Below are 24,437 nucleotides of genomic sequence, written 5' to 3'. Positions count from 1 at the left end.
TTACCGAGAACACATTCATCATGATTTTTGCTGCCGCACCGCGCCGCGCGCCACTCGCATTGGCCTGCGCCTTCGCCCTGTTCGCCCCGAACGTTGTCGCCCAGGACACCTTGCCATCGGTCGTCATCACCGGCCCGCGCTTCCCGGCCCAGGCCACGCCGATCGGCGCCACCGTCATCAGCGCCGAGCAGATCCGCAGCGCCGGCGCCACCGACGTCAACCAGGCGATCCGCAAGATCGGCGGCGTCTTCGGCCGCCAGAGCCTGGACGGCTCGCCCGACTTCGGCCTCGACCTGCGCGGCTTCGGCACCAACAGCGCCCAGAACACCGTGGTGCTGGTCGACGGCGTGCGCCTGAACGAGAACGAACTGGCGCATACCGTGCTGTCGACGATTCCCGTGGACACCGTCGAGCGCATCGAGATCACGCGCGGCGGCAGCAGCGTGCTGTATGGCGACGGCGCCACCGGCGGCGTGATCAATATCGTCACCCGCCGCGGCGCGGGCAAGGAAGGCACCTCGGGCTCGCTGTTCGCCGAAGCCGGCCGCTTCGACCACCTCGACCTGCGCGCCTCGATTGCCCACGGCGCCGGTCCCTGGTCGTTCGACGCCGCAGTCAGCGACCGCCGCACCGACAACTACCGCGACAACAACAAGTATGAGCAGACGAGCTTCAGCGGTGGCCTGCAGTACGCCTATGCGCCGAACGGCCGCGCCGGCCTGCGCTTCGAAAGTTCGCGCTCGGATTCGCGCCTGCCCGGCGCGCTGACCGAAGCGCAATTCCTGGCCATCCCGACCCAGACCGACACGCCGAACAACTTCGGCTCGCTCGACACCGACCGCGTGACCGCCTTCGTCGAGCACCGCGTGGGCGCCTTCGAGCTGGCCGCCGAGCTGTCGCATCGCGAACGCGAAGTCTCGTCGACCTACGATTTCGGCACGCTGTCGACCTCGGTCTATGAGGCCGAGCAGACCCAGTTCTCGCCGCGCCTGCGCCATACCGCCGACCTTGGCGGCCAGCGCAACGAATTCGTCGCCGGCATCGACCTGATGCGCTGGGAGCGCGACGTGACGTCCGACTTTTCGGCCGGCGATGCGCGCCAGGATTCGAAGGCCTTCTACCTGCGCGACGAACTGCTGTGGAACGCGCCGCACAATGCCCGCCTGGCGATCGGCGGCCGCCACGAGCGTTTCGAAAAAGACTACAGCGACCCGCTGGCCTTCCCGCCAGTGGTCGGGGAGCACCGCAAGCAGTCGCTCAATGCCTGGACCGTCGAGGGCAGCATCGACGTGATGCCGCTCGTGACCGTGTTCGCCAAGGCCGGCCGCAGCTACCGCATCGCCAATATCGACGAAAACAGCTACCGTTCGACCCTGGACGTCTTGGCGCCGCAAACCTCGCGCGACCTGGAGCTGGGCGTCAGCGCCGGCACCGAAGCCCGTAAAGCGACCGCGCGCCTGTTCCGCCACCGCCTGACCAACGAGATCTACTTCGACCCGACCATCGGCTTCGGCGCCAATACCAACCTCGATCCGACCCGCCGCCAGGGCGTGGAGCTCGAAGGGCAGGCCGTCTTTGCCAGGGACTGGCGCCTGACCGGGGCGTGGCAGTACGTGCAGGCCGAGTTCCGCGACGGCCCCAACGCCGGCCGCGAGATGGTGCTGGTGCCGAAGCACGTCGTCACCGCGCGCCTGGCCTGGGCCCCGGGCAACGGCCAGACCGCCGACATCGGCGCCCAGTGGGTCGACAGCCAGCGCTATGGCGACGATTTCACCAATAGCTGCAGCACCCGCATGCCGTCGTTCACCACGCTCGACGCCCGCTATGCGCGCCGCTTCGGCCCATGGGAAGTGGCGGTCTCGGGCCTGAACCTGGCCGACCGCCAGTACTACAGCCAAGCCTACAACTGCCGCGCCGGCATCTATCCGAGCGACGGCCGCCAACTGAAACTGTCGGCGCGTTTCGACTTCTGATGCCATGAAGGTCTTGCTGGGGGCCGTGCTGGCCGTACTCTGTGCCAATGCGTCGGCCGCCATCGCCGTCGTCGACGACGCCGGCCGCACGGTCACGCTGGCGCGGCCGGCCCAGCGCGTGATCGCGCTGGCGCCCCACGTCACCGAGCTGCTGTACGCGGCCGGCGGCGGGGCGCGGCTCGTCGGCGCCGTCGACTACAGCGACTATCCGGAGGCTGCGAAGAAGCTGCCGCAGGTGGGCAGCTACAACAAGATCGACTTCGAGCGCGTGCTGGCGCTCAAGCCCGACCTGGTCGTGGTCTGGCACAGCGGCAATCCGGTGCGCCAGGTCGAGCAACTGGAGCGCCTCGGCATCCCGGTCTACCACAGCGAACCGAACCGGCTGGAACAGGTCGGCGTCAACCTGCTGCGCCTGGGGCGGCTGCTGGGCACCGAACCGGTCGCGCGCCAGGCGGCGCAGGACTACGACGGTCGCATCGCGGCGCTCAGGACGCGCTACGCCGGGCGGCCGACGGTCACCGTGTTCTACCAGGTCTGGGACCGGCCGCTGTACACCCTCAACGACGACCATATCGCCAGCGATATGGTGCGCCTGTGCGGCGGACGCAATCTGTTCGGGAGGCTGAAGACGATCGCGCCCGAGGTCGGCGTCGAGGCGGTGATCGAGGCCGATCCCGAAGTGATCCTGGTCGGCAGGCGCGACGATCCCAAGGACCCGGGCGGCAAGATGTGGCAAGCCTTCAAGGGCATGACCGCCGTGAAGCGCGACAACCTGTTCCTGATCGATGGCGATCTGACCAACCGCGCCGGGCCGCGCACGGCCGAGGGCGCCGAGCAGTTATGCGCGATGCTGGAAGAGGCGCGCGGGCGCCGGCCCCGCTGACTTGATCATCTTGGCAGCTAATCTATAGTGAATGTCACCACGCGCTTGTTTCAGCCGTAAGCAAATGCAAAAAAACGCGCTCTCGGGACAGGGGAAAGGCAAAAAGTGGTAATCTCGCGGTCGTTCGTTCATTCTCACTGGAAGGATTTTATGCGCACCCTGCGTTTCGCCCTCGTTGCCGCTGCCCTGGTCGCCGGTTTCGCCAATGCCTCGCCGACCGATCCGCGCGTTGGCGCCGAATACACCGTGCTCGCGACTCCGCAGCCGACCCAGACCGTGGGCAAGAAGGTCGAAGTGGTCGAGTTCTTCGCCTACCACTGCGGCGCCTGCAACGCGTTCGAGCCGACCCTGGTCAACTGGGTCAAGAAACAGGGCGACAATATCGTGATGCGCCGCATTCCGCTGCCGTTCCAGGGCGCAACCGACCCGGAAGCACGCCTGTTCCTGACGCTTGACGCCATGGGCAAGCTGGAGGAATATCATCATCGCGTGTTCCGCGCCGTGCACGTCGAGCGCAAGCGCCTGATGAAGGACGACGACATCATCGCGTGGGCTGCCGCCAACGGCCTGGACAAGGCCAAGTTCATGGAAGCGTGGAACTCGTTTGGCGTGCAGACCAAGCTCAAGCGCCTGCCGCAGATCGCCGAGGCCTACAAGGCCAGCAGCACCCCGACCGTCGTCATCGACGGTAAATACGTCGTGTCGCCGGCAACGGTGGCGCAATCCAACAAAATCCAGGACATGGGCCAGCTGATGACGGCCACCGGCCAGGTCCTCGATGCACTGGTGGCGAAGGCAGCCAAGGCAAAATGAGCGACAAAGTCGAAGGCGAGATCCTCAAGATCTATGAAGGGTCACGACCCAAAGAGGAAACCTTGTTCGAGACCAGTAATGTGAATCACGTCGCGTGGTCGCTGGCGCTGATCTTCATCCTGACGACCATCTGGCTCGGCATCGCGCTCGTCCATGCCGAAAACCAGCGTCATGCGATTGCCACCAATCTCTGTCCTGATAAAGTGTTCAAGACAGGGATCGACCAGAAGTGCCTGACCACCGTGCGTTCGCGCGATCACTGGTGGCAGCATCTGTGGTACGGCGTGACGCATGTGCGCGCCCGGCCCGTCCACGACGGCCGCATCGATACCCGCAATTAAGAAAAACGGCGTCCAGTGGACGCCGTTTTTTCATGGGGCCGCCGCCGGCGACTCCAGGTGAGGATGCGGACTGCGCACGCTCCATCGGCGCAGCGCCACAGAGGCCCAGGCCGCCAGCAGGCCGCCGACGACCAGCACCAGGCGGGTATCGACCAGGGTCAGCACGGACCCGGCCAGCGCCATCAGGATATTCGCCAGGCAAAAAATCGTCGACAGCAAGGCCATCACGGAACCCTGGCCGTGCAGTGCGAACTCGTCCGCCGCCCAGGTCTGCAGGGCGGTGTTATAAAAGGCATGCGGCGCGCCGAACAGCAGGATGCCCGCGATGCCCACCCACAGGTTGCCGAAGCCCACGCACAGGATGGCGGTGGCCGCCACCGCGGCATACCAGCCGGCGCGCAGGCGGCCTTCGACCGGGCTGGCGCGTCCGGCGAACAGGGCGGCGGTGGTCATCAGCGCGCACATGCCCATGTTCACGAGGGCGATCTGGCGCGCATCGTAGCCGCCCACGTCCACCAGCCATAGCGGAAAGAATTCGTACAGCGCCGCCACGCCGCAGCAGTAGCCGAGGTGGACCGTGAACAGGGTGCGCAGCGGCGGATGGCGCAGCAGGGTCAGCGCATGGCGTTCGCGCGCCACCGTCCACCAGCGGCGCCCGTGCGGCGCGATCGGAGTCGCCGGGAGAGAGATAAGCACGCCCAGCGTGCCCAGCAGCAGCGCGCCGGCGGCGATATAAAACGGAAACGCGGGACTGATGGCCATGGTGAAGCCGGCCAGCAGCGGCCCCACCAGCCAGCCGAGGTTGAAGGCGCCATTGAGCCACGACAGCGCGTGATTGCGCAGCGGCCCCGAGATGCGCTCGATGACCAGCGCCCGCATCACCGCGCCATTGCCTTCCAGTAGGCCGGTGAAAAAGCGCGCCGCCAGGAATAGCGGATAGGATTCCATCACCATCGCGACCGCCGTGAGCAGGTGGCCGAGCGCCGCGCCGACCGTGGTCAGGAGCAGGGCGCGGCGCCGGCCGAAGCCGTCCGACAGCGGCCCCAGCACCGCGCTGCCGATCAGCAGGCCGACCGGATTGATCATCAGGGCGATCCCCAGCAAGAGTTTGGGCGGCAGGCCGAGGAAGCTGTTGAGGCCATTGACATTGCCGTCGGCGAACAGCGGCGCCAGCATCGGATAGGGCAGCGAGGCGCCGACGGTGGACAGCAAACCCAGCGCGCACAGGGTGGCGATCAGGAGGCGCTCGTTCATGCCGGCAGCCCGATGACGAAACGCGCCCCGCCCAGCGCCGAGGTCTCCACCCGCAGGCTCCCGCCATGCAACGCCACCGCCTTTTGCGCGATCGACAGGCCGAGCCCGAAGCCGCCGGTGGCCCGGTCGCGGCTGCGGTCGAGGCGGTAGAACGGATCGAAGATGCGCTCGCGTTCTTCCGCGGGAATGCCGGGGCCGTCGTCGTCGACCGCGATCTCGACGCCGCCCGTGTCCGGCAGGCGCCGCGCCGACAGAACGATATTCCCCTGCGCATATTTCTGGGCATTGCGCAGCAGATTGCCCACCGCGCGCGCCAGCAGGCGGGCGTCACCCTCGACCGCGCCGAGTTGCGGCGCCAGCTCGCAGGCGACTTGTTGCGTCGAGGGCGGCAGGGTGGCGCAGCAGTCGCGCAGCAGGGCGTCCAGGTCGAGCGAAGCGCACTGCAGGCTGCGTGCGCTGTCGAGCTTGCTCATATCGAGCAATTCCTTCACCAGGTTGTTCAGTTCGGCGAGGTCGCCTTCCATGGCCGCGATGCGCTTGCTGAGGTCCGGGTTATTGGCCTTGGCATCGAGCAGTTCCAGCCCGAACTCCAGGCGCGCGATCGGCGTGCGCAGCTCATGCGACACCGAATGCAGCAGGCTGCGCTGCGCCTCCATCAATTCCTCGATGCGGCCGGCCATGTGGTTGATGCGCTCGGCCAGCGGATAGACGGCGTCGGACGGTTGCAAGTGGGCGCGCACCGACAGCTTGCCGGCGCCGAACTCGTCCGCCATGCGCGACAGCGATTGCAGGGCCTTCCAGTGCGAGCGCGACCACAGCGCGATCGGGACCAGGATGGCGATGGCGACGATCACATAGCGCAGCACTTCCATCTTGAGCGCCTGCCCAATATCGATCGGCAAGTCTTGCGCATGCAGCACTTCGTCCTGGCTGCCGATATAGCGTTCGCCATCGAGGTCGACCCGCCGGTAGAAGGATTTGCCGGCGGCGTCGAGCACGATGGCGCCGCGCTCGAGCTCGGCGCGCTGGCCGGCGCCGAGCGCCTCGCGGGCTTGTTCGAGCGACATCAGGTCGTAGCGCACGTCGGACACTTCGCGCACATTGTTCAGGCGCGTCAGCCATTCGTCGGTGGGCGCCTGGTCGACGTATTGCTCGAGCAGGAAGATCTGGGCCGCCGCCTGGCGCCGCGCGATGTCGTCGAGCGGGTCGCCGAACAGGCGCGCGAAGGCGAAATAAATGACGAAAGTCGCCGCCGTGATCGACAGCATGACGAGCACGAAGAAACGGAAGAATATCCGGTTCACGGTCGCGTCCTCGTTGACTGTCGGTATGGCGTTGCTGCCCGCTGCATGGCTTCTCCTCGGTCCCGGATTGTACAGGTGCAATGCCTGCCCCGGTAAGCCACAAGGGAGAGGCGCGGCATGGCTTACAAATTGACGACAATTGGCCGACATCTCAGGGATGAATGACAGGGGGGCGAACGATTACTATCTTTCCCATCATCAGGTTTTCCGTTTGCCCACCTGATGCGCAAGTGTCGGTGGGTTTTTTTATTCAAGTAGGAAGCGACCCGGAGCGGTTCCACGGTCGATTCCGAAGCGCCAATCCGGCGCACGGCAGTACCCAGCGCGGCGGCGCATTCGACAGGAATGCGACGCCGATCATCATGGGATGGGAGAGCGAAGCTTGCTCGACGTAAAATATCGACAAACGAACTCTCCGAGCACGATCACGATGAAACCATTCTTCGCCCTGGCCCTGGCGGCTGCGAGCACCGCAGCAAGTGCGCAGACGCCGGCCACCAACCCGATGCCCGACGGCAGCCGCGACATGTACGCAGGGCTGGGCGCCGTCTCGCGGCCGCGTTACGAGGGGGCGGACAGTCACAAGGTTTCAGCCTTGCCGGTGCTCCAGGTGCAATGGAGCAACGGCCTTTTTATTTCCGGCATGAGCGCAGGGATGCATTTGTCCAACCGTCCGACGGTCGAATACGGCCCGCTGCTGACGGTCCACCCGAATCGGGACGAGTCCGGCTCCGGCCATATCGTGGACGGCGTCGGCGTTACCACGGGGCCGGTGACGGCCATGCGCGCACAGAATCGCCTGGCCGGCATGCAGGATGTCAGCACCCGGCTCGAGGGCGGATTCTTCTTCAATTACTACCTGGCGCCGGAATGGCGGCTGACCAGCAGCGCGCTGTTCGGCGCGGGCAACGACCGCGACGGCGCGCGCATGGAACTGGGCGTGCAGCGCCTGGCCGTGCAACTGGCGCCACGGCACACCATGTCGTTCAATGCCGGCGTCACGATCGTCAATGCCGACTACAACCGCGCCTATTTCGGCGTGACGGGCGAGGAAGCCTGGCAAAGCGGCAATCCGGTCTACCGGCCGGGCGGCGGGATCAAGGACGTGCGCGTCGGCGCCCGCTGGAACTGGGCCCTGAGCCCTTCATGGATGCTGGTCACCAATGTCCAGGCCATGCGCCTGGTCGGCCAGGTCCGCCATAGCCCGCTCGTCGAGCGGCCCACCAACGTGACGGTTTCGGCCGCCTTCGCTTACCGGTTCTGATGATGCGACGCGCACACCTCACCGCTTGCGTGACCCTGCTGCTGACGGCCGGTATGGCCGTGGCGCAGCCGCGCGCCGGGGAATGGGTGAACTATCGCGACGCCTACCGCGCGATGGTGCTGTTTGATAAATACGGTGGTCCCAAGAACCTGTTGCACAACCACTTGCAGGTGCTGCCGCGCGACAAGGGCGTGCTGGGGCAGGGCGTGCAGCTGTTCATGAAGGGCAAGACGGTCGAGACCGGCCTGGCGCTCGATGCGCTGGGACGCACCACGCTGCCGCTGCTCAAGGCGGCCTATGACGAGAATGCGGTGTTGACGCCGAACCGTGCGCTGGGCGGCTTCACCGTCAGGCCGCGGGTGTCGCTGGCGCTGCGCGCCGACGGCGCCTATGACGTCACCGAACTGCGCGCGGCCTGCGAGCAGGCGCTGGGCTACGCCCGCTATGCCGACAGCTCGGCGCGCGGCCGCCAATGCGTCGGCGTGCGTTTGATCTTCCCGCGCGACGGCGCGGCGGCCAGCGTGCACGTCCGCCTGGGCGGCACGGAGACCGTGCTGCCGCAGACGCGCGGCGCGGCCTTCGCCGGCGACGTCGACGACGACCTGCCGGTCGTCACCTACCGCTTCGCCCAGGCCCCGGAGCAGGCTACCCTGCAACTGGTGACCTCGCGCCTGGCGACGTCGACGGTGCAGACCTATCAAGCGCCATTGGCGATCGTGCCGCTGTTCGAATAAAGCGGCGCAAAAAAACCTGCAAGCAGCAGGTTTCATGGACAAGCCTTCAATTCCAGGCCGAAGGCGAGAACAGATAGCCTTCGCCCCACACGGTCTTGATTTTTTCGGACTCGGCATCGTCGAACTTGCGGCGCAGCTTGGAGATGCAGTTGTCGATGCTGCGGTCCAGGCCGTCGAACTCGATGCCGCGCATCTTCTTGAGCAGGGCGTCGCGCGACAGTACGCGGCCGGCCGCCTCGGCCAGCACCAGCAGCAGCTTGTATTCGGTGTTCGACAGCACGCAGGGCTGGCCGCGCCAGACCACACTGCGGTCGGACGTCACGATGCGCAGCGCCCCGAACTGCAGCACGCGCGAATCGACGCCCGACTTGGCCTGGGTGCGGCGCAGCAGCGCGCGCAGGCGCGCCAGCAGGACACGCGGCTGCACCGGCTTGTTGACGAAATCGTCGGCGCCTTGCTCGAGGCCCGAGACTTCATCGTAGGAATCTTCGCGCGCGGTGAGGATGAGGATGGGGACGTCGGACTGGTCGCGAATCTGGCGGCAGACGACCATGCCGTCCAGGCCCGGCAGCATCAGGTCGAGGATCACGACGTCGGGCGTCAATTCCTTGAAGCGCTCGACGGCGGCATCGCCGCGCGTGACCAGTTCGACCGCGAATTCATAGCCGGACAGGTATTCGGTGACGAGCTCGGCCAGGCGCGCATCGTCTTCCACCAACATCACTCGGTACATACATTTTCTCCTTGGTCTGCCATTGTATAAGACCAAGTGTCCAATTAACACATCCTCCTGACATAGAAGACAGTTAATTACAGTTTGACGACAAATAGGCGGGCTTGCGGCTTGTCGGGAAGATCACGGCTGTGGCAGGCATATCAAGTGTAGGCTGAAATATGACATTGTCCAGTGTCGATATTATTCATCCAGGATGTTTGGGGAGCGGAACTCTAGTCCCAGTTCTCGTGTCTGAGCATACGTAGGTGTGTATGGAGAGACACCATGGAAACAACGTTCAAGACGGGAGCTGCAGCACGTCGCCTTGGGGTGACGCCCAAGCCATTGCAACGCTGGGACCGCTGCGGCACTTTCTCTCCGCTCGCGCGTATCCCGACCGGTCTGCGCCTTTATAGTTGAAGCGCAAATTTCAGAACATATTGGATTGCAGTCACGCCCTGCGGCGCAACGAATCGTCGACTACTGCAGAGTATCGAGTACCGCGTAAAAACCTGATTTGCGCAACCAGCGCAGGGTTCTAGAGGAATTTTGCTCGGCGCGCGGTTTGGCGAATGTCGAATTTGTTGAAGAGATTGCGGCGGATTGAACTTCAAGCGGCGTGGCTTGCTAGATCTGACCGATGCGATCGCCCGACGCGAGGTGCGGATGCTCATCCTGGCGCACCGGGATCGGCTGACACGTTTTGGCTATGAGTGGTTCGAGCATCTTGCGCAAAAGCACGGCGGTGAGCTGCTCGTGTTGAACCAGGAACGGCTATCCCCGGAACAGGAGATGGTGCAAGACATGGTGACCATCATGCACTGTTTCTCTAGCCGCTTGTACGGGCTGCGAAACTACCGCAAACAGCTCAACGCTGCACTCAACAAGGACACAGAGCATGATGTTGGCGCACCGAATCCGGCTTGAAGCCACGCCCGAGCAGAGCGATTACTTCGCACGTGCGGCGGGAACAGCACGCAAGGTCTGGAACTGGGCCCTGGCTGAGTGGCACAGGCAAGTGGAGTTAGGGCAGCGGCCACAGGCGAAGGCGCTGAAAAAGGCGTTCAACGCGATCAAGTATGTCCATCCGGACTGGCTTGATGAGCAAGGCAATCCGTGGCTAAAAACAATTCACCGAGACGCGCATTCACAGCCGTTCATGCATTTGGAGCGCGCATTGAGCCACTACTTCAAGCAGCGACAAGCTGGAGAGCGTGCCTTCCCGCCAGTGTTCAAGAAGAAAGGCAGATGCAGGGATAGCTTTTATATCGCCAATGACAAGGTTCGACTGGAGGGCAAGTATGCTGTGCTGCCAAAAATCGGCAAGGTGGCGCTGGTCGAGTCCCTGCGGTTGACTGGCAAAATCATGGGAGCGTACGTATTACGTGAAGCGGACCACTGGTATCTTGCGGTGCAAATCGATCTGCCAGAGCAGGAGAGCATTCTGCAGCGCAGTGGCGATGGTGTGATCGGCGTCGATCTTGGCATAAGCGCCGCAGCGGTCCTATCCAGCGGGGAAAAGATCTCGGCACCTCGGCCATTACGAAAGTCGAAGCGGCGGCTGCGCATCCGCTCTCGACGCCATACGCGTAAACTGAAGGCCGAAAAGAAGGCTGCTGGCATCGTTGGTGCAATACCCAAAGGCGCGCGCTTGCCGGTATCCTGCAATCGCAAAAAGAGCGCGCGGGCCCTGGCACGAACGCATGCGCGGATCGCGCATGTCCGTGCCGATTTCACCCACAAACTGACGACGCGATTGTGCCGCGAAAACCAAGCGGTGGCGATCGAGGATCTGAATATGCGCGGAATGCTGGCCAATCACCGGCTGGCGCGCGCGATTGCGGACGTCGGATTTGACGAGATACGGCGCCAGCTTCAGTACAAGGCGCAGCGTTATCGTACCTTGCTGGTAGTGGCTGATCGCTGGTACCCATCGAGCAAATTGTGCTCGGCATGTGGTGCACATTACGCTGCGTTGAAATTAGGTGAGCGCGAATGGAGCTGCCAGTGCGGCGCGCGCCATGATCGTGATGTGAACGCGGCGATCAACCTGGAACGGCTCGCCACCGACGCCCTCGTGGCGATAACGGCGCTACCCGTGGCGAGTCTGACGGTAACGTCAGGCACTGCCGCCAACATACTGTTGGCGGGAGGCGGGAAAGTCACGCCTGTCAGGTATGAGTACGGTCAGCAGGACGGCTCAGGGCAGGAAGAGGACGCTGAGCACATTTGCTCACGTCTTTGATAGCAGGTAGCTGATCAATATCAAACGAGGTCGGGTGGGCGGCAGTTAAAAAGGTGATCGTTGTTTTCGATGATTCCCTTATTTTCTGTCCAAGGATATGCCATGACGACTGCACCGCGTTACACGCAATTCGAAATCAATCCGTATCCGAGCAATCTGCAAAGCGGCTGGCTGCCGCGCTATGGCAGCCCGGGCATGCAAACCTATTTCGAGCGCGTGCTGGGCGCCGAACGCAAGCCGCTGGCGCCCTCGGTGCAGGCGCTGAGCACGTATATCCAGGAAAACGAAGTGGTGCGCTTCCTGGTCAATAACGCCTGCGCCGAAAACCTGAACATCATCGATGCGCACTCGCCGGAAGCGAAAGGCGTGCCGATCCCGCGCATCAAGGACGTCGATACGCTGCTGCACGGCTTCAATACCATCCTGACCCACGCGCCGAGTTTCATCAACGACGAACTGGTCGGCCTGCCGTTCTCCGCCTTCGTGGTGGGCATCGACCCGACCCAGAGCGGCACGACCCTGTTCCGCCTGCCCACCTTCAATGTGCTGATGTCGAACATCCTGTGCGATTGGAACGCCTTCCTCGACACCCCGGCCTCGAACGTCGGTTTCCGGGTCGACGGCGAGCAGTGGCTGTCGCCGGCGGCCAAGGAACAATACCAGTTCCCATTATGGAAAAAGGATTCCGAAACCCTGCCTTACTGGAAAAGCTGGAACTCCTTCTTTACCCGCACCTTCAAGCATCCGGAACAGGCGCGGCCGATCGCCGATCCGGCATCCAACCAGACCGTCATTTGCCCGAACGACGGCTCGCTATTTCGCTGGGATGCGAATATCGCGCGCAAGGATGCATTCTGGTTCAAGGACATGAATTATTCGCTGACCGATATCCTGAATTCGCCGGTGCCGCAGCAACAGGCGCTGGTGGACGAATATCCGTTGGTCGACCTGTTCGAAGGCGGCTATATCTTCCAGACCTACCTGAATCCGTATAACTTCCACCGCTGGTGGGTGCCGGTCAATGGCGAAGTGCTGTTCGACCCGTTCACCATTCCCGGCTGCTTCTTCAACAAGCTGGTCTTGCCGGACTTCGGCGGCGCCACCACGGCCTCGCTGCCTTACCTGGCGCAGGTCAATGCGCGCGGCGTGATCGTCATCAAGACCGAGGATTTCGGGCACGTGTGCTGCATCCCGCTCGGCATGAGCGAGGTGTCCAGTGTCGTGTTCGACCCCGCGATGCGGCGCGGCGCGCGGGTGCGCAAGGGCCAGGAAATGGGGATGTTCAATTACGGCGGCTCGTCCTTCGCCATCCTCTACGAAAAGCTGCCCGGCAAGGAACTGATCTTCGTGAATGCCGACGGCGTACCGTATCCGCAGTGCCCGGTCCTGCCCAGCGGCAGCGCCAGCACGGGCGGCAACGTCACGCTGATCGGTTCGCAGATCGGCGTCTGGTACAACCGGAAATAGGATAGGGCGGTGAGCTACGCCATGCGGCTGTAGACGACGGCGCCATGCGCGGGCATCATGCAATCATGTCAACCAACGCCATGGGTGCATATGGACTGGATCGATGAGCTGCGCGTACGGCGCGCGCTGCGCTGTTCACCTCACCGTGAACGGCTGGAACACATCTCGCCGGCGCTGCGCGCGGCCTGGCAGCGCAACGGGCCGCAAGAGTTTCCGGGCATGCCGACAGGCCGCCTGTTCTTCCATCGGGCACTCGCGGGCTTGGTGGACTTCTTCGACGTTTCCGCGCGCCGCGGCCAGCCCTGTGCATTGCCGTCGCTGGCTGCCGATTCGGTCTGGCATGCCTGGTCGGCATGGGACGCGGACGACCTGGCGCGCTTTTGCCGCCGCCACTTCGGCATGCCGATCGTGCACCTGCCGCAATCCGCGCTCGATCGTACGGCCCTGGCGCAGACGCTGGTCGGCTGCCGCGCGCTGGAAGGGCGGCCGGCCCAGGGGCCCGGACTGCCGGCGCTGTTCGGCCTGGATGCCGGCTTGCGCATGCCGAACGGCCACGGCTACTGGATCGAGCATGGCGACATCGTCTACCGGCGCCTCGATGCGGCGGGACGCAAGGCGGGGCCGGCCAGCGTGCATCCCGACCTGGCGCTGCCGGCCCTGTTCGGCGCGGGGCTGGTCAGTGAAATGGCTTACCTGGCGCTCATGAAGAAATACGAAGCGGGGTCGCCGGCCGCTTCGCAAACGGGCGATGGCGGCGTCGTCATTGCCGATGGCGGTGGTGGCAACGGTTGCGCCGATGGCGGCGGTGGGGGAGGTGGCGGTTGCGGCGGCTGTGGCGGAGATTGAGCGGCGGCCGATGAAATGACAAGGCCCGCGCGAGCGGGCCCTGGTCGTCGACGCGTCACGCCGTTGTCGGCGCGACCGTCAGCGCATTCAGACGAAATTCTTGTTCACGAATTCCCAGTTGGCGACATTCCAGAACGCTTCCAGGAACTTGGCGCGCGCGTTGCGGTAGTCGATGTAGTAGGCGTGTTCCCAGACGTCGGCGGTCAGCAGCGGCACGTCGGCGGTGGTCAGCGGGGTGCCGGCGCCGGTCGTGTTGACGATGTCGACGCTGCCGTCGGCCTTCTGCACCAGCCAGGTCCAGCCCGAGCCGAAGTTGCCCAGTGCCGATTTGTTGAACTCTTCCTTGAACTTGTCGAACGAACCCCATTTGGCGTTGATCGCGTCCAGTGCCTTGCCGGTCGGCGCGCCGCCGCCGTTCGGGCTCAGGCAGTTCCAGAAGAAGGTGTGGTTCCAGATCTGGGCCGAGTTGTTGAACACGCCGCCCGACGACTTCTTGACGATCTCTTCCAGCTCCAGGTTCTCGAACTCGGTGCCCTTGATCATGTTGTTCAGGTTGGTCACATAGGTCTGGTGGTGCTTACCGTGGTGATACTCCAGCGTCTCGGCCGAGATGTGCGGTTGCAGGGCGTCCTTGGCATACGGCAGTGGCGGCAGGGTGTGTTCCATGTGTGCGTTCCTTAGTGGTTGGGAAAGGTTGCTGTTCTGATAGCGCCGTTATTCTACGCGGTCTGCGCCAACGTTGCAGGCTATCAACGACAGCAACCCTTCCCGTTCACTCGAGGACGCTTTGCACCTGGGCCACGCCGACCTCGGCGCTGCCGCCCGCCAGGCGTACCGTCAGCGTGTCGCGGGCATGGATCTGGGCCGGGTCGCGCACGATCTGGCCTTTGCCGTCGCGCACGATGGCATAGCCGCGTTCCAACGTGCGCTGCGGGTTCAGCAATTCGAGCTGGGCCGCTAGGCCGGCCAGCGCATCGCGCTGTTGCTTGATGCGGTTGCACAGGCTGGCGTTCAGGTGGCGTCCGTCGGACAGCAGTTGCGCGCGCAGGGCGCGCATGTCGGGGCGGTGGCGCGACATGCGCTGCTGCAGCTGGGCCAGCAGCAGGCCGTGGCGGCCCACCGGCAGCTTGACCGCATGGCTCATGGCGGTGGCCATGGACAGCAGTTTCAGGCGCTGGTGGCCGATCTGGGCCGTGGGATTCAATAGCCGGCTGCTCAGCTTGTCCAGGCCCTGCGCCGCGTCGTGCAGGCGACGTTCCATGGCGCGTTGCAGGTCGCGGGCGTCGCCTTCGAGCGAGGCGAGCCAGTCGGCGCGCGGCGTGGCGGCCAGTTCGGCGGCCGCGGTCGGCGTGGCGGCGCGCACGTCGGCGGCGAAGTCGGCGATGGTGACGTCGGTTTCGTGGCCGACGCCCGAGATCACGGGAATCGCGCAGGCGTCGATCGCGCGCGCCACGCATTCCTCGTTGAAGCTCCACAGGTCTTCGATCGAGCCGCCGCCGCGGCAGACCAGCAGCACATCGACCTCGCCGCGGCGCGAGGCCGTCATGATGGCTTCGGCAATCTTGTCGGCTGCGAACTGGCCCTGGACCGGGGCCGGGTAGAGCACGATCCGCACATGGGGCGCGCGCCGGCGCAGCGCGGTCAGCACGTCGCGCAGGGCGGCCGCCTGCGGGCTGGTGACGATGCCGATGCTGCGCGCGAACAGCGGCAGCGGGCGCTTGCGGTCGGCATCGAACAGGCCCTGCGCCGCCAGCTTGTCCTTCAGGCGCAGGAAGGCTTCATACAGCTGTCCGACACCGGCGCGGCGGATCGCCTCGACATTGATCTGGTAGTCGCCGCGTGCGCCATACAGCGTCACCAGCGCGCGCACCTCGACCTTGTCGCCTTCGCGCGGGGTAAAGCCGGCCGACTGCGCGCGGCTGCGGAACATCACGGCGCGCACCTGGGCCGCATCGTCCTTCAAGGTGAAATACCAGTGGCCCGACGCGGCGCGCGTGAAGTTGGAGATCTCGCCGCTGATCCACACCAGCGGGAACGAGCGTTCCAGCAGGCGCGCCACCTGCTGGTTCAGGGCGGTCACGCTCAGCACGGCGGGGGCGGCGTAGGCTGGGTCGACGTCGTTCGATGGTTGCATGGTATGTGGGCAAAAAACGGGGACAGGGATGATTATCCATCTATTGGCAAAGCACAAGTGTTTTCCTACGCCGTGCGCTAAAGTTGCTGCTTTTCAATGCAATCTATTGAAATCCTTTTTTAATCAATGGCTTATGGATGGGGCAATGTCGTTTGAGCGGGATTTATCCACAAAAACTGTGGGGAACTCGTGCATTTGGACGGGGGATGCGTAGCGTTTGGGCAGGCTAAGTAGAATTGTTACGAATCAATGACTTAAACCGCTAGCCGGTCGCTTGATCACAAAGTTGTCCACAGAATCTGTGCAAACCTTTCGACCAGCGCTAACGCCCATTCGGGACCCCAGCAAGCCGTTGGCCTGGCCGGAAACGCTATGCCAGGCCATGCCTATTTTTGTGGCAGTATCAGCTGGAACTAATGAAATCAAGGGCTTAGGGTGTAATGTTCGACCTTTCTCACACTCTTATCCACAAAAATTGTGCACATGACGAATATTGTGTGAACAACGATATGCCAGGCCGAACAAACAGGGCAGAAAAGGTTCCCAAGGCAGCATTTATTGGCAAAAAATGCCTCATGCCAATATTTTGAGCAGGTGGATTTAATTGAGGTAAATCAAAGGCTTAGTGTCATATGAACCGCCTTGCTCACACTTTTGTCCACAAAAAATGTGCGAAACCGGGGACGTCAGGATGGGAAGTACAGCCGCGTTTTTCTGCCCGCAATTTGAGCTCGGCGATTAAACCGAATGAAATCAGTGGCTTGGCAGAGCCCGCCTACCCTTGCGCACAATTTTGTCCACAGAATTTGTTCGCAACTACATCGTGTCGGTGGGCAACACACGCGGCGAACGCGCGTTTGAGCCAAGTCATGAGACTGCCATTTTCTTGCGCAGGCGCAGAAAGCCCTTACAAATCAAGGTGCTTCACCAAGACCGCCCCCATTGCGCACAATTTTATCCACAGAAGTTGTGAAGAACTCTACTTGCCGCTTCGCTGCCAACTTGCTACATTGCCGAATTGATCTTTTTCCTCTCAGGAGTATCTCTTGCTCGCCATTTTCCAAGCCGCAGGCTGGCCCATCTGGTTCCTGCTGGTCGCGTCGATCGTCGCCGTCGCCCTCATCGTCGAACGCCTGATCACCCTGCGCCGCGAGAAGATCCTGCCCCGCAACCTGCTCGATGAAGTCATCCGCGTCTACCGCAGCGGCAAGGTCACCCCGGACGTCGTGGACAAGCTGGAACACAACTCGCCGCTCGGCACCGTGCTGGCAGCCGCGCTGCGCAACGTCGACGCACCGCGCGACGTGATGAAGGAGTCGATCGAGGAGACCGGCCGCGGCGTGGCCCAGAACCTGGAACGCTTCCTCACCACGCTCGGCACGATCGCCTCGCTGGCGCCGCTGATGGGCCTGTTCGGCACGATTGTCGGCATGATCGAGATCTTCGGCGCCGCGACGCCGACCGGCGGCAATAACCCGGCCCAGCTGGCGCACGGCATCTCGGTCGCCCTGTACAACACCGGCTTCGGCATCGCGATCGCCATGCCGGCCCTGGTGTTCTACCGCCACTTCCGCAACCTGGTCGATACCTATGTGGTCGACATGGAACTGCAGGCGGTGAAGCTGGTCGACGTCGTCCACGGTGCCCGCAAATGATGGACTTTCGCCGCGGCCGCAAGCGCGAGGAACCGGAGATCAACCTGATCCCGTTCATCGACGTGCTGCTGGTGATCCTGATCTTCGTGATGGTCACGACCACCTATAGCAAGTTCACCGAGCTGCAGATCACCCTGCCGACCGCCGAGGCCGAGAAGCAGGCCGAGAAGCCGTTCGAGATCAACGTCACCATCGACGCCAAGGGCAACTACACGGTCAACAACACGCCGGTGGCTTTCCACAGCGTGGCCGGCCTGGCCCAGGACATGAAGAACGCCGCCCGCACGCCGGACGGCCAGGTCGTGGCCAGCCCGGTGGTGATCGTCAATGCCGATCAGTTCGCGATGCACCAGATGGTGATCAATGTGCTGGAAGCGGCGCGCGTGGCCGGCTACGACAAGCTGACCTTCGCGGCCCAGACCGGCGCCGCCAAATAATCCCCGGGGGCACACGTGCCCCCGTTTTCCTCCGCATGGCTTCCCACCTCGAATCGACCCTGACCCGCGCCTGGCTCCGGCGCGGGCCGCTCGCCATCCTGCTGCTGCCGGTGGCGCTGCTGTTTCGCCTGCTCGCCGGCCTGCGTCGGCTGCTTTTCCAGAGCGGCCTGATACGGTCCGAACGCCTGCCGGTGCCGGTCATCGTGGTCGGCAATATTTTCATTGGCGGCACCGGCAAGACGCCGCTGACGATCTGGCTGGCCGACAGCCTGCGCGCGGCCGGCCTGCGTCCCGGCGTGATCTCGCGCGGCCATGGCGGCGCCGAAGGTGCGCCGCGCGCCGTCAGCCTGGATGCCGATCCGCGCCAGGTGGGCGATGAGCCCCTGCTGATCGCGACCCGCACTGGCTGCCCGGTGGTGGTCGGCCGCCGCCGTGTCGAGGCGGGCAGGGCGCTGCTGCAGGCGCATCCGGACGTCGACGTGCTGATCGCCGACGACGGCCTGCAGCACTATGCGCTGGAGCGCGACGTCGAGATCGTGCTGTTCGACGGCCGCGGCGTCGGCAATGGCTGGCTGCTGCCGGCGGGCCCGCTGCGCGAGCCGCCGTCGCGCCGCCGCGATTTTACCGTCGTCAATGCACCCGAACTCACGCCGGCGCTGGCGCGCGCGGTCGGCGGCCAGCCCTGGCGCATGCACCTGGCCGGGGAAGTTGCCGAGCCGCTGCAGGGCGGCAGGCGCCTGCCGCTGGCGCAGTTGCGCGACAAGCGCATCGTGGCCGCCGCCGGCATCGGCAACCCGGGCCGCTTCTTCGCCATGCTGCGCGCGGCCGGATTGGCGGTGGAAGAGCTGCCCTTGCCCGACCACCACGACTTCCTGGACGACCCGTTCGGCAAGGTCGATGCCGATGTCATCCTGATCACCGAGAAGGATGCAGTAAAATGTCGGCAAATTGATCATCTGAAGAACGATCCACGGCTGTGGGTCGTGCCGGTCACGGCGCAGCTCGACCCTGCACTGGCCGAACAAATCGTGGAGAAATGTCGTGGACGCTCGCTTGCTTGATATCCTGGTCTGCCCGCTGTGCAAGGGACCGCTTGAACTCGACAAAAAGGCGCAGGAACTGACGTGCCGCGCCGACCGCCTGGCCTATCCGATCCGCGACGACATCCCGATCATGTGGGCCGACCAGGCGCGCAAGATCGAGCCCGCCTGAGCGATGGGCTTTACCGTCATCATCCCGGCGCGCCTGGCGTCGACCCGCCTGCCGAACAAGCCGCTGGCCGACCTGGGCGGCAAGCCGATGGTGGTGCGCGTCGCCGAGCGCGCGCGCCTCTCGGGCGCCACGCGCATCATCGTCGCCACCGACCATGAAGACATCGCCACCGCCTGCGCCGCGCATGGCGTGAGCGCCGTGCTGACCCGCGCCGACCACCCGTCGGGCACCGACCGCATCGCCGAAGTGGCGCAAGTGCTGGGCCTGGGCGAGGATGAAGTCGTGGTCAACCTGCAGGGCGACGAGCCCCTGATCGACCCGGCCCTGCTGGCCGCCTGCGCCGCCCGCATCGACGCCAGTACGCCGATGGCCACCTGCGCCCATCCGATCCTCGACGCCGCCGAGGTGTTCAACCCGAACATCGTCAAGGTGGTGCTCGACAAGGCGGGCCGCGCGCTGTATTTCTCGCGCGCCACGATCCCGTGGCACCGCGACGCCTTCGCCGCGACCCAGGACTCGCTGCCGCTCGGTTATGCGCCGCTGCGCCATGTCGGCCTCTACGCCTACAGCAATGCCTTCCTGCAGGCGTATCCGAAGCTGGAGGTCTCGCCGCTCGAAGGGATCGAGGCGCTGGAACAGTTGCGCGTGCTGTGGCACGGCTATCCGATCGCCGTCCATGTCACACAAGAGGCGCCGCCAGGCGGCGTCGACACGCCAGACGACCTGGCGCGGGTACGCCTGCATTACACGTCTTGATGCGAACCACAGAGTAGTGGTGGGGCTATCTGCGATGGATCAATATTCCCTATCGCAGGGCCCCAAAACTGGCTTATAAGCCAACTTTTGTGGTAACTTCCGTGTCAAGGAAGTCCTGGCAGCATCAATCAATATTTGTACATTCCCCAAAACTTTCATTATTTTCTAGAATCTCAGGAAACTCATGCGTCTCATTCTGTTAGGAGCACCCGGCGCCGGTAAGGGCACCCAGGCAAACTTCATCAAGGAAAAGTTCAACATCCCACAAATCTCGACCGGCGACATGCTGCGCGCCGCGATCAAGGCGGGCACCGAACTGGGCCTGGCTGCGAAAAAGGTGATGGATGCCGGCCAACTGGTGTCGGACGACATCATCATCGGCCTGGTCAAGGAGCGCCTGAAGGATGCGGATTGCGCCAACGGCTACCTGTTCGACGGCTTCCCGCGCACCATCGCCCAGGCCGAGGCGATGAAGGACAGCGGCGTCACCATCGACTACGTGCTCGAAATCGACGTTCCTGACGAAATGATCCTCGAACGCATGACCGGCCGCCGCTCGCACCCGGCTTCGGGCCGCGTCTACCACGTCAAGTTCAACCCGCCGAAGGTTGCCGACGTCGACGACGTCACTGGCGAAGCGCTGGTCCAGCGCGACGACGACAAGGCCGAGACCGTGTCGAAGCGCCTGGAGGTGTATCACAACCAGACCGAAGTGCTGCTGGGTTACTACGGCAAGTGGGCCGAATCGGGCTTGCCCGGCGCCCCGAAATACCGCAAGATCTCGGGCGTCGGTCCGGTCGAGCAGGTGCGCGACAACGCGTTCGCGGCGCTGTCCGAGTAAACCGCTACACTCAGTAGCCCCGTCGTTCCCGCGCAGGCGGGAACCCAAGTTTGCAGCGTTACCAATACGCGTATGACTTGGGTTCCCGCCTCCGCGGGAACGACGCGTTTACACATGTGCTGGCAGATGATTATGTGAGCAATTGTTTCGAGTGCGCCGTGCGCGGGTTATCAAGACGATAATAGGTTCACCGATCATATAAATACGGAGAGAGGTCTACCATGAACACGTCGAAAGCCATCCTTGCCGTCCTGCTCGCAGCCACTGCCATCGGCGCCGGCGCCCAGACCACCGGCGCCGCCCAGGGCCAGCCAGCTTCCGGCGCGACCTATCGGCCGTCGCTGGACGGCCAGCAGACCTCCACGCCGGCCCCGACCATCGACATGCGTCCCATGACGCAGGAAGAAAAAGCCACCGGGCGCCAGGAACCGTCGCGCCTGAAGGACATCGACCCGGCCACCCATCCACAGCCGCAGAACGTGCGTCCCCAACCGAGCCCGGTTCCGCGTCCGCAGCAGGATGCGACGGTCCAGCCAACGGCGCGCATCACGCCGCCGCCCGCACCTGCGGTGGCTCCGGCTCCGGTCGGCCCGACGTCGCGTCCGGTCGCCGGCTGCGTCGGCGCCACCTGCACCGACACCAGCGGCGCCACCACCGCCGGCCAGGTCGGTAACGCCAGCGTCAACAGCGAAGGCCGCCTGTGCAACCGCACCGGCAATTCGATGCAGTGCTTCTGACCTGAGGCATGGTTGTTCGGCTTAAAAGTTCGCTACAATGTCGGTTGGCGCTGACGTTTACGTAAACGTAAACGTTAGACATGCGGCACACAGAACTTTTATAAGGGACACACCATGCAAATCCAGAACAACGTCTTCATCGTCACCGGCGGCGCCTCGGGCCTGGGCGCGGCCAGCGCGCGCATGCTGGCGGAGGGCGGCGCGAAAGTCGTGATCGCCGACGTCCAGGAAGAAGCCGGCAAGGCACTGGCGGCCGAAATCGGTGGCCAGTTCGTCAAATGCGACGTCACCCAGGAAGCGGACGGCAAGGCCGTGATCGAGACCGCCGTCGCCCTGGGCAACCTGCGCGGCCTGGTCAACTGCGCCGGCGTGGCGCCGGCCGTCAAGACCGTCGGCAAGGACGGTCCGCATCCGCTGGACGTGTTCCAGCGCGCCGTCAACATCAACCTGGTCGGCACCTTCAATATGGCGCGCCTGGCGGCCGAGGCCATGAGCAAGACGGAAGAAGCCGAATACGGCGAGCGCGGCGTCATCATCAACACCGCCTCGGTCGCGGCCTTCGACGGCCAGATGGGGCAGGCTGCCTACGGCTCGTCGAAAGCGGCCGTGGCCGGCATGACCCTGCCGATGGCGCGCGACCTGGCCCGCAACGGCATCCGCGTGATGACGATCGCGCCGGGCATCTTCGAGACCCCGATGCTGATGAACATGCCGCAGGAAGTGCGCGATTCGCTGGGCAAGATGGTGCCGTTCCCGCCGCGCCTCGGCCTGCCGAAGGAGTATGCCCACCTGGCCAAGGCCATCATCGAGAACGTGATGCTCAACGGCGAGACGATCCGCCTGGACGGCGCGATCCGCATGCAGCCGAAGTAAGAGCTATTGTCCTGAAAGCAAGCTCGCGCGACATGCGGTAGCATGTTGCGATGTCGGGCGCGTCGCCGCTGTCATGCGGCGGCGCGCCCGTTGGCTTTTGGGAGATCCACTTGAAACAGTTCAGCACCTTTGCACTCGGCCTGGCCCTGGCCGGCGCTTTCAATTTTCCTGCCGGCGCGCAGGATTCCTTGCAGGCCGCGCCGGAAGCGGCCAGCGGTTTCCAGGAAAAGACCGGCTGGCCGGCCCAGAAATACATGGTCGCCGCCGCCAATCCACTGGCGGTCGATGCCGGCTACCAGATCCTGCGCCGCGGCGGCAGCGCGATCGACGCCGCGATCGCGACCCAGATGGTGCTGACGCTGGTCGAGCCGCAATCGTCGGGCATCGGCGGCGGCGCCTTCATGGTCCATTACGACGGCAAGCAGACGCAGGCCTTCGACGGCCGCGAGACCGCGCCGGGTAAAGCCGACGAGCACCTGTTCGAACACAAGGACGGCACGCCGCTGTCGCGCACCGAGGGCGTGGTCGGCGGCCGCTCGGTCGGCGCGCCGGGCGTGCTGCGCATGCTCGAACTGGCCCACCGCCAGCACGGAAAGCTGCCCTGGAAAACCCTGTTCGAGCCGGCGATCCGTCTGTCGGAACAGGGCTTCGCGGTCAGCCCGCGCATGCACAAGATGCTGTCGGGCGAGACCCACCTGCGCAAGGACCCGGTGGCGCTGGCCTACTTCTACGACAGCAAGGGCCAGGCCTGGCCGGTCGGCCATGTCCTGAAGAACCCGGCGCTGGCCAGGACCTTGCGCGAGATCGCCGAGGGCGGCGCCAACGTGTTCTACACCGGCCGCATCGCGCGCAATATCGCGGAGAAGGTCGCGCGCCATCCGACCAATCCCGGCCTGTTGACGGCGCAGGACATCGCCGGCTACCGGCCCAAGGTGCGCACGCCGGTATGCACCGACTACCGGCAGTACACCGTATGCGGCATGCCGCCGCCGTCGTCGGGCGGGATCGCGGTGGCGCAGATGCTGGGCATGTTCGAGACCTTCGACATGAAGGCGCTGGCGCCTAAAGACGGCGTGCCGGGCGCGCAGGCCGTGCACCTGTTCTCCGAAGTGGGGCGCCTGGCCTACGCCGACCGCAACCGCTACGCTGCCGACACCGATTTCGTGCCGCTGCCGGGCCGCGGCATCCCGAGCCTGGTCGACAAGGGCTACCTGAAGGCGCGCGCGGCCCTGGTCGGCGCCAATTCGATGGGCGAGGCGAAGGCCGGCACGCCGCCGGGCATGGACGTCGCCTGGGGCACGGACAATGCGATCGAGACGCCGTCCACCTCGCACCTGTCGGTGGTCGACGCCGACGGCCGCGGCCTGGCGATGACGACCACCATCGAGGACGCCTTCGGTTCGCGCCAGATGGTCGACGGCTTCATCCTCAACAACCAGCTGACCGATTTTTCGTTCAGCGCGCGTGATGCCGACGGCCCGGTGGCCAACCGGGTCGAGGCGAATAAACGGCCGCGCAGCGCCATGTCGCCGACCATCGTGTTCGAGCGCGAGAGTGGCCGGCTGGTGCTGACCGTCGGTTCTCCCGGCGGCCCGGCCATCATCAATTATGTGGCCAAGGTGCTGGTCGGGACCCTCGACTGGGGCCTGAACGTGCAACAGGCGATCGCGCTGCCCAATTTCGGCAGCCGCAACGGCCCGACCGAGCTCGAACGCGGACGCTTCCCGCAAGCCACGCAGGACGTGCTGCGCGCGCGCGGCCATGCGATCCGGGTGAGCGACCAGACCTCGGGCCTGCACGGCATCGAGCGCATCCGCGTGCACGGCGTGCCGATGTGGTTCGGCGGCGCCGACCCGCGCCGCGAGGGTATCGCCAAAGGCGACTGAAGGGGTGGGGCAGGGAAGCGACAGATCGCGACAATTTATGGCTTTCCCTGTCCCTTATTTGCCTCAA

Annotated in this window: 23 protein-coding genes and 1 pseudogene; 19 read left to right on the top strand and 5 right to left on the bottom strand. The window is 64.5% G+C overall.

Annotated features, from left to right (window positions below; translation table 11 throughout):
* Nucleotides 1-20: 20 nt before the first annotated feature.
* The 4 genes from Q9246_RS13965 (at nt 21) to Q9246_RS13950 (ending at nt 4,010) form a co-directional block, all read left to right on the top strand.
* Nucleotides 21-1,973 (top strand): TonB-dependent receptor, encoded by a 1,953-nt coding sequence (locus Q9246_RS13965; protein ID WP_306391180.1) that lies wholly within the window; start codon nt 21-23, stop codon nt 1,971-1,973.
* A 4-nt stretch (nt 1,974-1,977) separates the two neighbouring features.
* Nucleotides 1,978-2,856: a cobalamin-binding protein gene (locus Q9246_RS13960; protein ID WP_306391178.1), complete on the top strand. Its 879-nt coding sequence runs from the start codon at nt 1,978-1,980 to the stop codon at nt 2,854-2,856.
* A gap of 150 nt (nt 2,857-3,006) precedes the next feature.
* The gene (locus Q9246_RS13955) at nt 3,007-3,669 is read left to right on the top strand and encodes a thiol:disulfide interchange protein DsbA/DsbL (protein WP_306391177.1); all 663 of its coding nucleotides are present in this window, start codon (nt 3,007-3,009) and stop codon (nt 3,667-3,669) included.
* On the top strand, nt 3,666-4,010 hold the full coding sequence (locus tag Q9246_RS13950; RefSeq protein WP_306391176.1) for a hypothetical protein: 345 nt from the start codon (nt 3,666-3,668) through the stop codon (nt 4,008-4,010). Before Q9246_RS13955 ends, Q9246_RS13950 begins: the two co-directional genes overlap by 4 nt.
* 30 nt (nt 4,011-4,040) lie before the next feature.
* On the opposite strand, the gene Q9246_RS13945 is transcribed toward Q9246_RS13950, so the two are convergent.
* On the bottom strand, nt 4,041-5,264 hold the full coding sequence (locus tag Q9246_RS13945) for an MFS transporter (protein ID WP_306391174.1): 1,224 nt from the start codon (nt 5,262-5,264) through the stop codon (nt 4,041-4,043).
* On the bottom strand, nt 5,261-6,568 hold the full coding sequence (locus Q9246_RS13940; RefSeq protein WP_306391173.1) for an ATP-binding protein: 1,308 nt from the start codon (nt 6,566-6,568) through the stop codon (nt 5,261-5,263). Before Q9246_RS13940 ends, Q9246_RS13945 begins: the two co-directional genes overlap by 4 nt.
* 430 nt (nt 6,569-6,998) lie before the next feature.
* Between Q9246_RS13940 and Q9246_RS13935 the strand changes: the two genes are divergently transcribed.
* Both Q9246_RS13935 and Q9246_RS13930 read left to right on the top strand, forming a co-directional pair.
* Nucleotides 6,999-7,832, top strand: a complete 834-nt coding sequence (locus tag Q9246_RS13935) for a MipA/OmpV family protein (protein WP_306391172.1) — start codon at nt 6,999-7,001, stop codon at nt 7,830-7,832.
* Nucleotides 7,832-8,566, top strand: a complete 735-nt coding sequence (locus Q9246_RS13930) for a hypothetical protein (RefSeq protein ID WP_306391171.1) — start codon at nt 7,832-7,834, stop codon at nt 8,564-8,566. Before Q9246_RS13935 ends, Q9246_RS13930 begins: the two co-directional genes overlap by 1 nt.
* A gap of 46 nt (nt 8,567-8,612) precedes the next feature.
* Here the strand turns inward: Q9246_RS13930 and Q9246_RS13925 are convergent, their stop codons facing one another.
* On the bottom strand, nt 8,613-9,299 hold the full coding sequence (locus Q9246_RS13925) for a response regulator (protein ID WP_306391170.1): 687 nt from the start codon (nt 9,297-9,299) through the stop codon (nt 8,613-8,615).
* Nucleotides 9,300-9,566: 267 nt separating this feature from the next.
* Between Q9246_RS13925 and Q9246_RS26535 the strand changes: the two are divergent.
* The 4 genes and pseudogenes from Q9246_RS26535 (at nt 9,567) to Q9246_RS13905 (ending at nt 13,839) form a co-directional block, all read left to right on the top strand.
* A pseudogene (locus tag Q9246_RS26535) lies at nt 9,567-10,208 on the top strand (IS607 family transposase).
* Nucleotides 10,180-11,526 carry an RNA-guided endonuclease InsQ/TnpB family protein gene (locus tag Q9246_RS13915; protein ID WP_306391168.1) on the top strand — a complete coding sequence of 449 codons (1,347 nt, stop codon included), beginning with the start codon at nt 10,180-10,182 and terminating at the stop codon, nt 11,524-11,526. Before Q9246_RS26535 ends, Q9246_RS13915 begins: the two are co-directional and overlap by 29 nt.
* A 102-nt stretch (nt 11,527-11,628) precedes the next feature.
* Nucleotides 11,629-12,993, top strand: a complete 1,365-nt coding sequence (locus tag Q9246_RS13910; protein WP_306391167.1) for a phosphatidylserine decarboxylase family protein — start codon at nt 11,629-11,631, stop codon at nt 12,991-12,993.
* 90 nt (nt 12,994-13,083) lie between these two features.
* Entirely contained in the window at nt 13,084-13,839 is a 756-nt protein-coding gene (locus tag Q9246_RS13905) for a hypothetical protein (protein WP_306391166.1), read from the top strand.
* Nucleotides 13,840-13,926: 87 nt separating this feature from the next.
* Here the strand turns inward: Q9246_RS13905 and Q9246_RS13900 are convergent, their stop codons facing one another.
* Both Q9246_RS13900 and xseA read right to left on the bottom strand, forming a co-directional pair.
* Complete coding sequence (locus tag Q9246_RS13900; RefSeq protein WP_306391164.1) at nt 13,927-14,505, bottom strand: superoxide dismutase; 579 nt, start codon at nt 14,503-14,505, stop codon at nt 13,927-13,929.
* Between the two features lie 106 nt (nt 14,506-14,611).
* Nucleotides 14,612-15,973 (bottom strand): exodeoxyribonuclease VII large subunit, encoded by a 1,362-nt coding sequence (xseA, locus tag Q9246_RS13895; protein WP_306391163.1) that lies wholly within the window; start codon nt 15,971-15,973, stop codon nt 14,612-14,614.
* Between the two features lie 1,046 nt (nt 15,974-17,019).
* Here xseA and Q9246_RS13890 point away from each other — a divergent pair.
* The 9 genes from Q9246_RS13890 (at nt 17,020) to ggt (ending at nt 24,370) form a co-directional block, all read left to right on the top strand.
* A complete protein-coding gene (locus Q9246_RS13890) occupies nt 17,020-17,628 on the top strand; it encodes a MotA/TolQ/ExbB proton channel family protein (protein ID WP_306391162.1) in 609 nt (202 codons plus the stop codon).
* On the top strand, nt 17,628-18,065 hold the full coding sequence (locus Q9246_RS13885) for an ExbD/TolR family protein (protein WP_306398173.1): 438 nt from the start codon (nt 17,628-17,630) through the stop codon (nt 18,063-18,065). Before Q9246_RS13890 ends, Q9246_RS13885 begins: the two co-directional genes overlap by 1 nt.
* Before the next feature lie 35 nt (nt 18,066-18,100).
* Nucleotides 18,101-19,126, top strand: coding sequence for a tetraacyldisaccharide 4'-kinase (gene lpxK / locus Q9246_RS13880; RefSeq protein ID WP_306391161.1), 1,026 nt, complete (start codon nt 18,101-18,103; stop codon nt 19,124-19,126).
* Nucleotides 19,107-19,277, top strand: a complete 171-nt coding sequence (locus tag Q9246_RS13875; protein ID WP_306391160.1) for a Trm112 family protein — start codon at nt 19,107-19,109, stop codon at nt 19,275-19,277. Before lpxK ends, Q9246_RS13875 begins: the two co-directional genes overlap by 20 nt.
* Nucleotides 19,278-19,280: 3 nt before the next feature.
* Nucleotides 19,281-20,033, top strand: coding sequence for a 3-deoxy-manno-octulosonate cytidylyltransferase (gene kdsB, locus Q9246_RS13870; RefSeq protein WP_306391159.1), 753 nt, complete (start codon nt 19,281-19,283; stop codon nt 20,031-20,033).
* A gap of 184 nt (nt 20,034-20,217) precedes the next feature.
* Nucleotides 20,218-20,874 carry an adenylate kinase gene (adk, locus tag Q9246_RS13865; RefSeq protein WP_306391158.1) on the top strand — a complete coding sequence of 219 codons (657 nt, stop codon included), beginning with the start codon at nt 20,218-20,220 and terminating at the stop codon, nt 20,872-20,874.
* A gap of 221 nt (nt 20,875-21,095) precedes the next feature.
* A complete protein-coding gene (locus Q9246_RS13860; protein ID WP_306391157.1) occupies nt 21,096-21,611 on the top strand; it encodes a hypothetical protein in 516 nt (171 codons plus the stop codon).
* 114 nt (nt 21,612-21,725) lie between these two features.
* Nucleotides 21,726-22,484 (top strand): 3-hydroxyacyl-CoA dehydrogenase, encoded by a 759-nt coding sequence (locus tag Q9246_RS13855; RefSeq protein WP_306391156.1) that lies wholly within the window; start codon nt 21,726-21,728, stop codon nt 22,482-22,484.
* A 50-nt stretch (nt 22,485-22,534) separates the two neighbouring features.
* Complete coding sequence (gene ggt / locus Q9246_RS13850) at nt 22,535-24,370, top strand: gamma-glutamyltransferase (protein WP_306391155.1); 1,836 nt, start codon at nt 22,535-22,537, stop codon at nt 24,368-24,370.
* Nucleotides 24,371-24,437: the final 67 nt, after the last annotated feature.

Source organism: Telluria beijingensis (genome assembly GCF_030770395.1).
GTDB lineage: Bacteria > Pseudomonadota > Gammaproteobacteria > Burkholderiales > Burkholderiaceae_D > Telluria > Telluria beijingensis.
This window is presented reverse-complemented; position numbering and strand designations above follow the sequence as displayed.

Bases quoted from the DNA above. Each gene is read 5' to 3' on its own strand.
- Q9246_RS13965 (WP_306391180.1), top strand. From the start codon at position 21: ATGATTTTTGCTGCCGCACCGCGCCGCGCGCCACTCGCATTGGCCTGC.
- Q9246_RS13960 (WP_306391178.1), top strand. From the start codon at position 1,978: ATGAAGGTCTTGCTGGGGGCCGTGCTGGCCGTACTCTGTGCCAATGCG.
- Q9246_RS13955 (WP_306391177.1), top strand. From the start codon at position 3,007: ATGCGCACCCTGCGTTTCGCCCTCGTTGCCGCTGCCCTGGTCGCCGGT.
- Q9246_RS13950 (WP_306391176.1), top strand. From the start codon at position 3,666: ATGAGCGACAAAGTCGAAGGCGAGATCCTCAAGATCTATGAAGGGTCA.
- Q9246_RS13945 (WP_306391174.1), bottom strand. From the start codon at position 5,264: ATGAACGAGCGCCTCCTGATCGCCACCCTGTGCGCGCTGGGTTTGCTG.
- Q9246_RS13935 (WP_306391172.1), top strand. From the start codon at position 6,999: ATGAAACCATTCTTCGCCCTGGCCCTGGCGGCTGCGAGCACCGCAGCA.
- Q9246_RS13930 (WP_306391171.1), top strand. From the start codon at position 7,832: ATGATGCGACGCGCACACCTCACCGCTTGCGTGACCCTGCTGCTGACG.
- Q9246_RS13925 (WP_306391170.1), bottom strand. From the start codon at position 9,299: ATGTACCGAGTGATGTTGGTGGAAGACGATGCGCGCCTGGCCGAGCTC.
- Q9246_RS13915 (WP_306391168.1), top strand. From the start codon at position 10,180: ATGATGTTGGCGCACCGAATCCGGCTTGAAGCCACGCCCGAGCAGAGC.
- Q9246_RS13910 (WP_306391167.1), top strand. From the start codon at position 11,629: ATGACGACTGCACCGCGTTACACGCAATTCGAAATCAATCCGTATCCG.
- Q9246_RS13905 (WP_306391166.1), top strand. From the start codon at position 13,084: ATGGACTGGATCGATGAGCTGCGCGTACGGCGCGCGCTGCGCTGTTCA.
- Q9246_RS13900 (WP_306391164.1), bottom strand. From the start codon at position 14,505: ATGGAACACACCCTGCCGCCACTGCCGTATGCCAAGGACGCCCTGCAA.
- xseA (WP_306391163.1), bottom strand. From the start codon at position 15,973: ATGCAACCATCGAACGACGTCGACCCAGCCTACGCCGCCCCCGCCGTG.
- Q9246_RS13885 (WP_306398173.1), top strand. From the start codon at position 17,628: ATGGACTTTCGCCGCGGCCGCAAGCGCGAGGAACCGGAGATCAACCTG.
- lpxK (WP_306391161.1), top strand. From the start codon at position 18,101: ATGGCTTCCCACCTCGAATCGACCCTGACCCGCGCCTGGCTCCGGCGC.
- kdsB (WP_306391159.1), top strand. From the start codon at position 19,281: ATGGGCTTTACCGTCATCATCCCGGCGCGCCTGGCGTCGACCCGCCTG.
- adk (WP_306391158.1), top strand. From the start codon at position 20,218: ATGCGTCTCATTCTGTTAGGAGCACCCGGCGCCGGTAAGGGCACCCAG.
- Q9246_RS13860 (WP_306391157.1), top strand. From the start codon at position 21,096: ATGAACACGTCGAAAGCCATCCTTGCCGTCCTGCTCGCAGCCACTGCC.
- Q9246_RS13855 (WP_306391156.1), top strand. From the start codon at position 21,726: ATGCAAATCCAGAACAACGTCTTCATCGTCACCGGCGGCGCCTCGGGC.
- ggt (WP_306391155.1), top strand. From the start codon at position 22,535: ATGTCGGGCGCGTCGCCGCTGTCATGCGGCGGCGCGCCCGTTGGCTTT.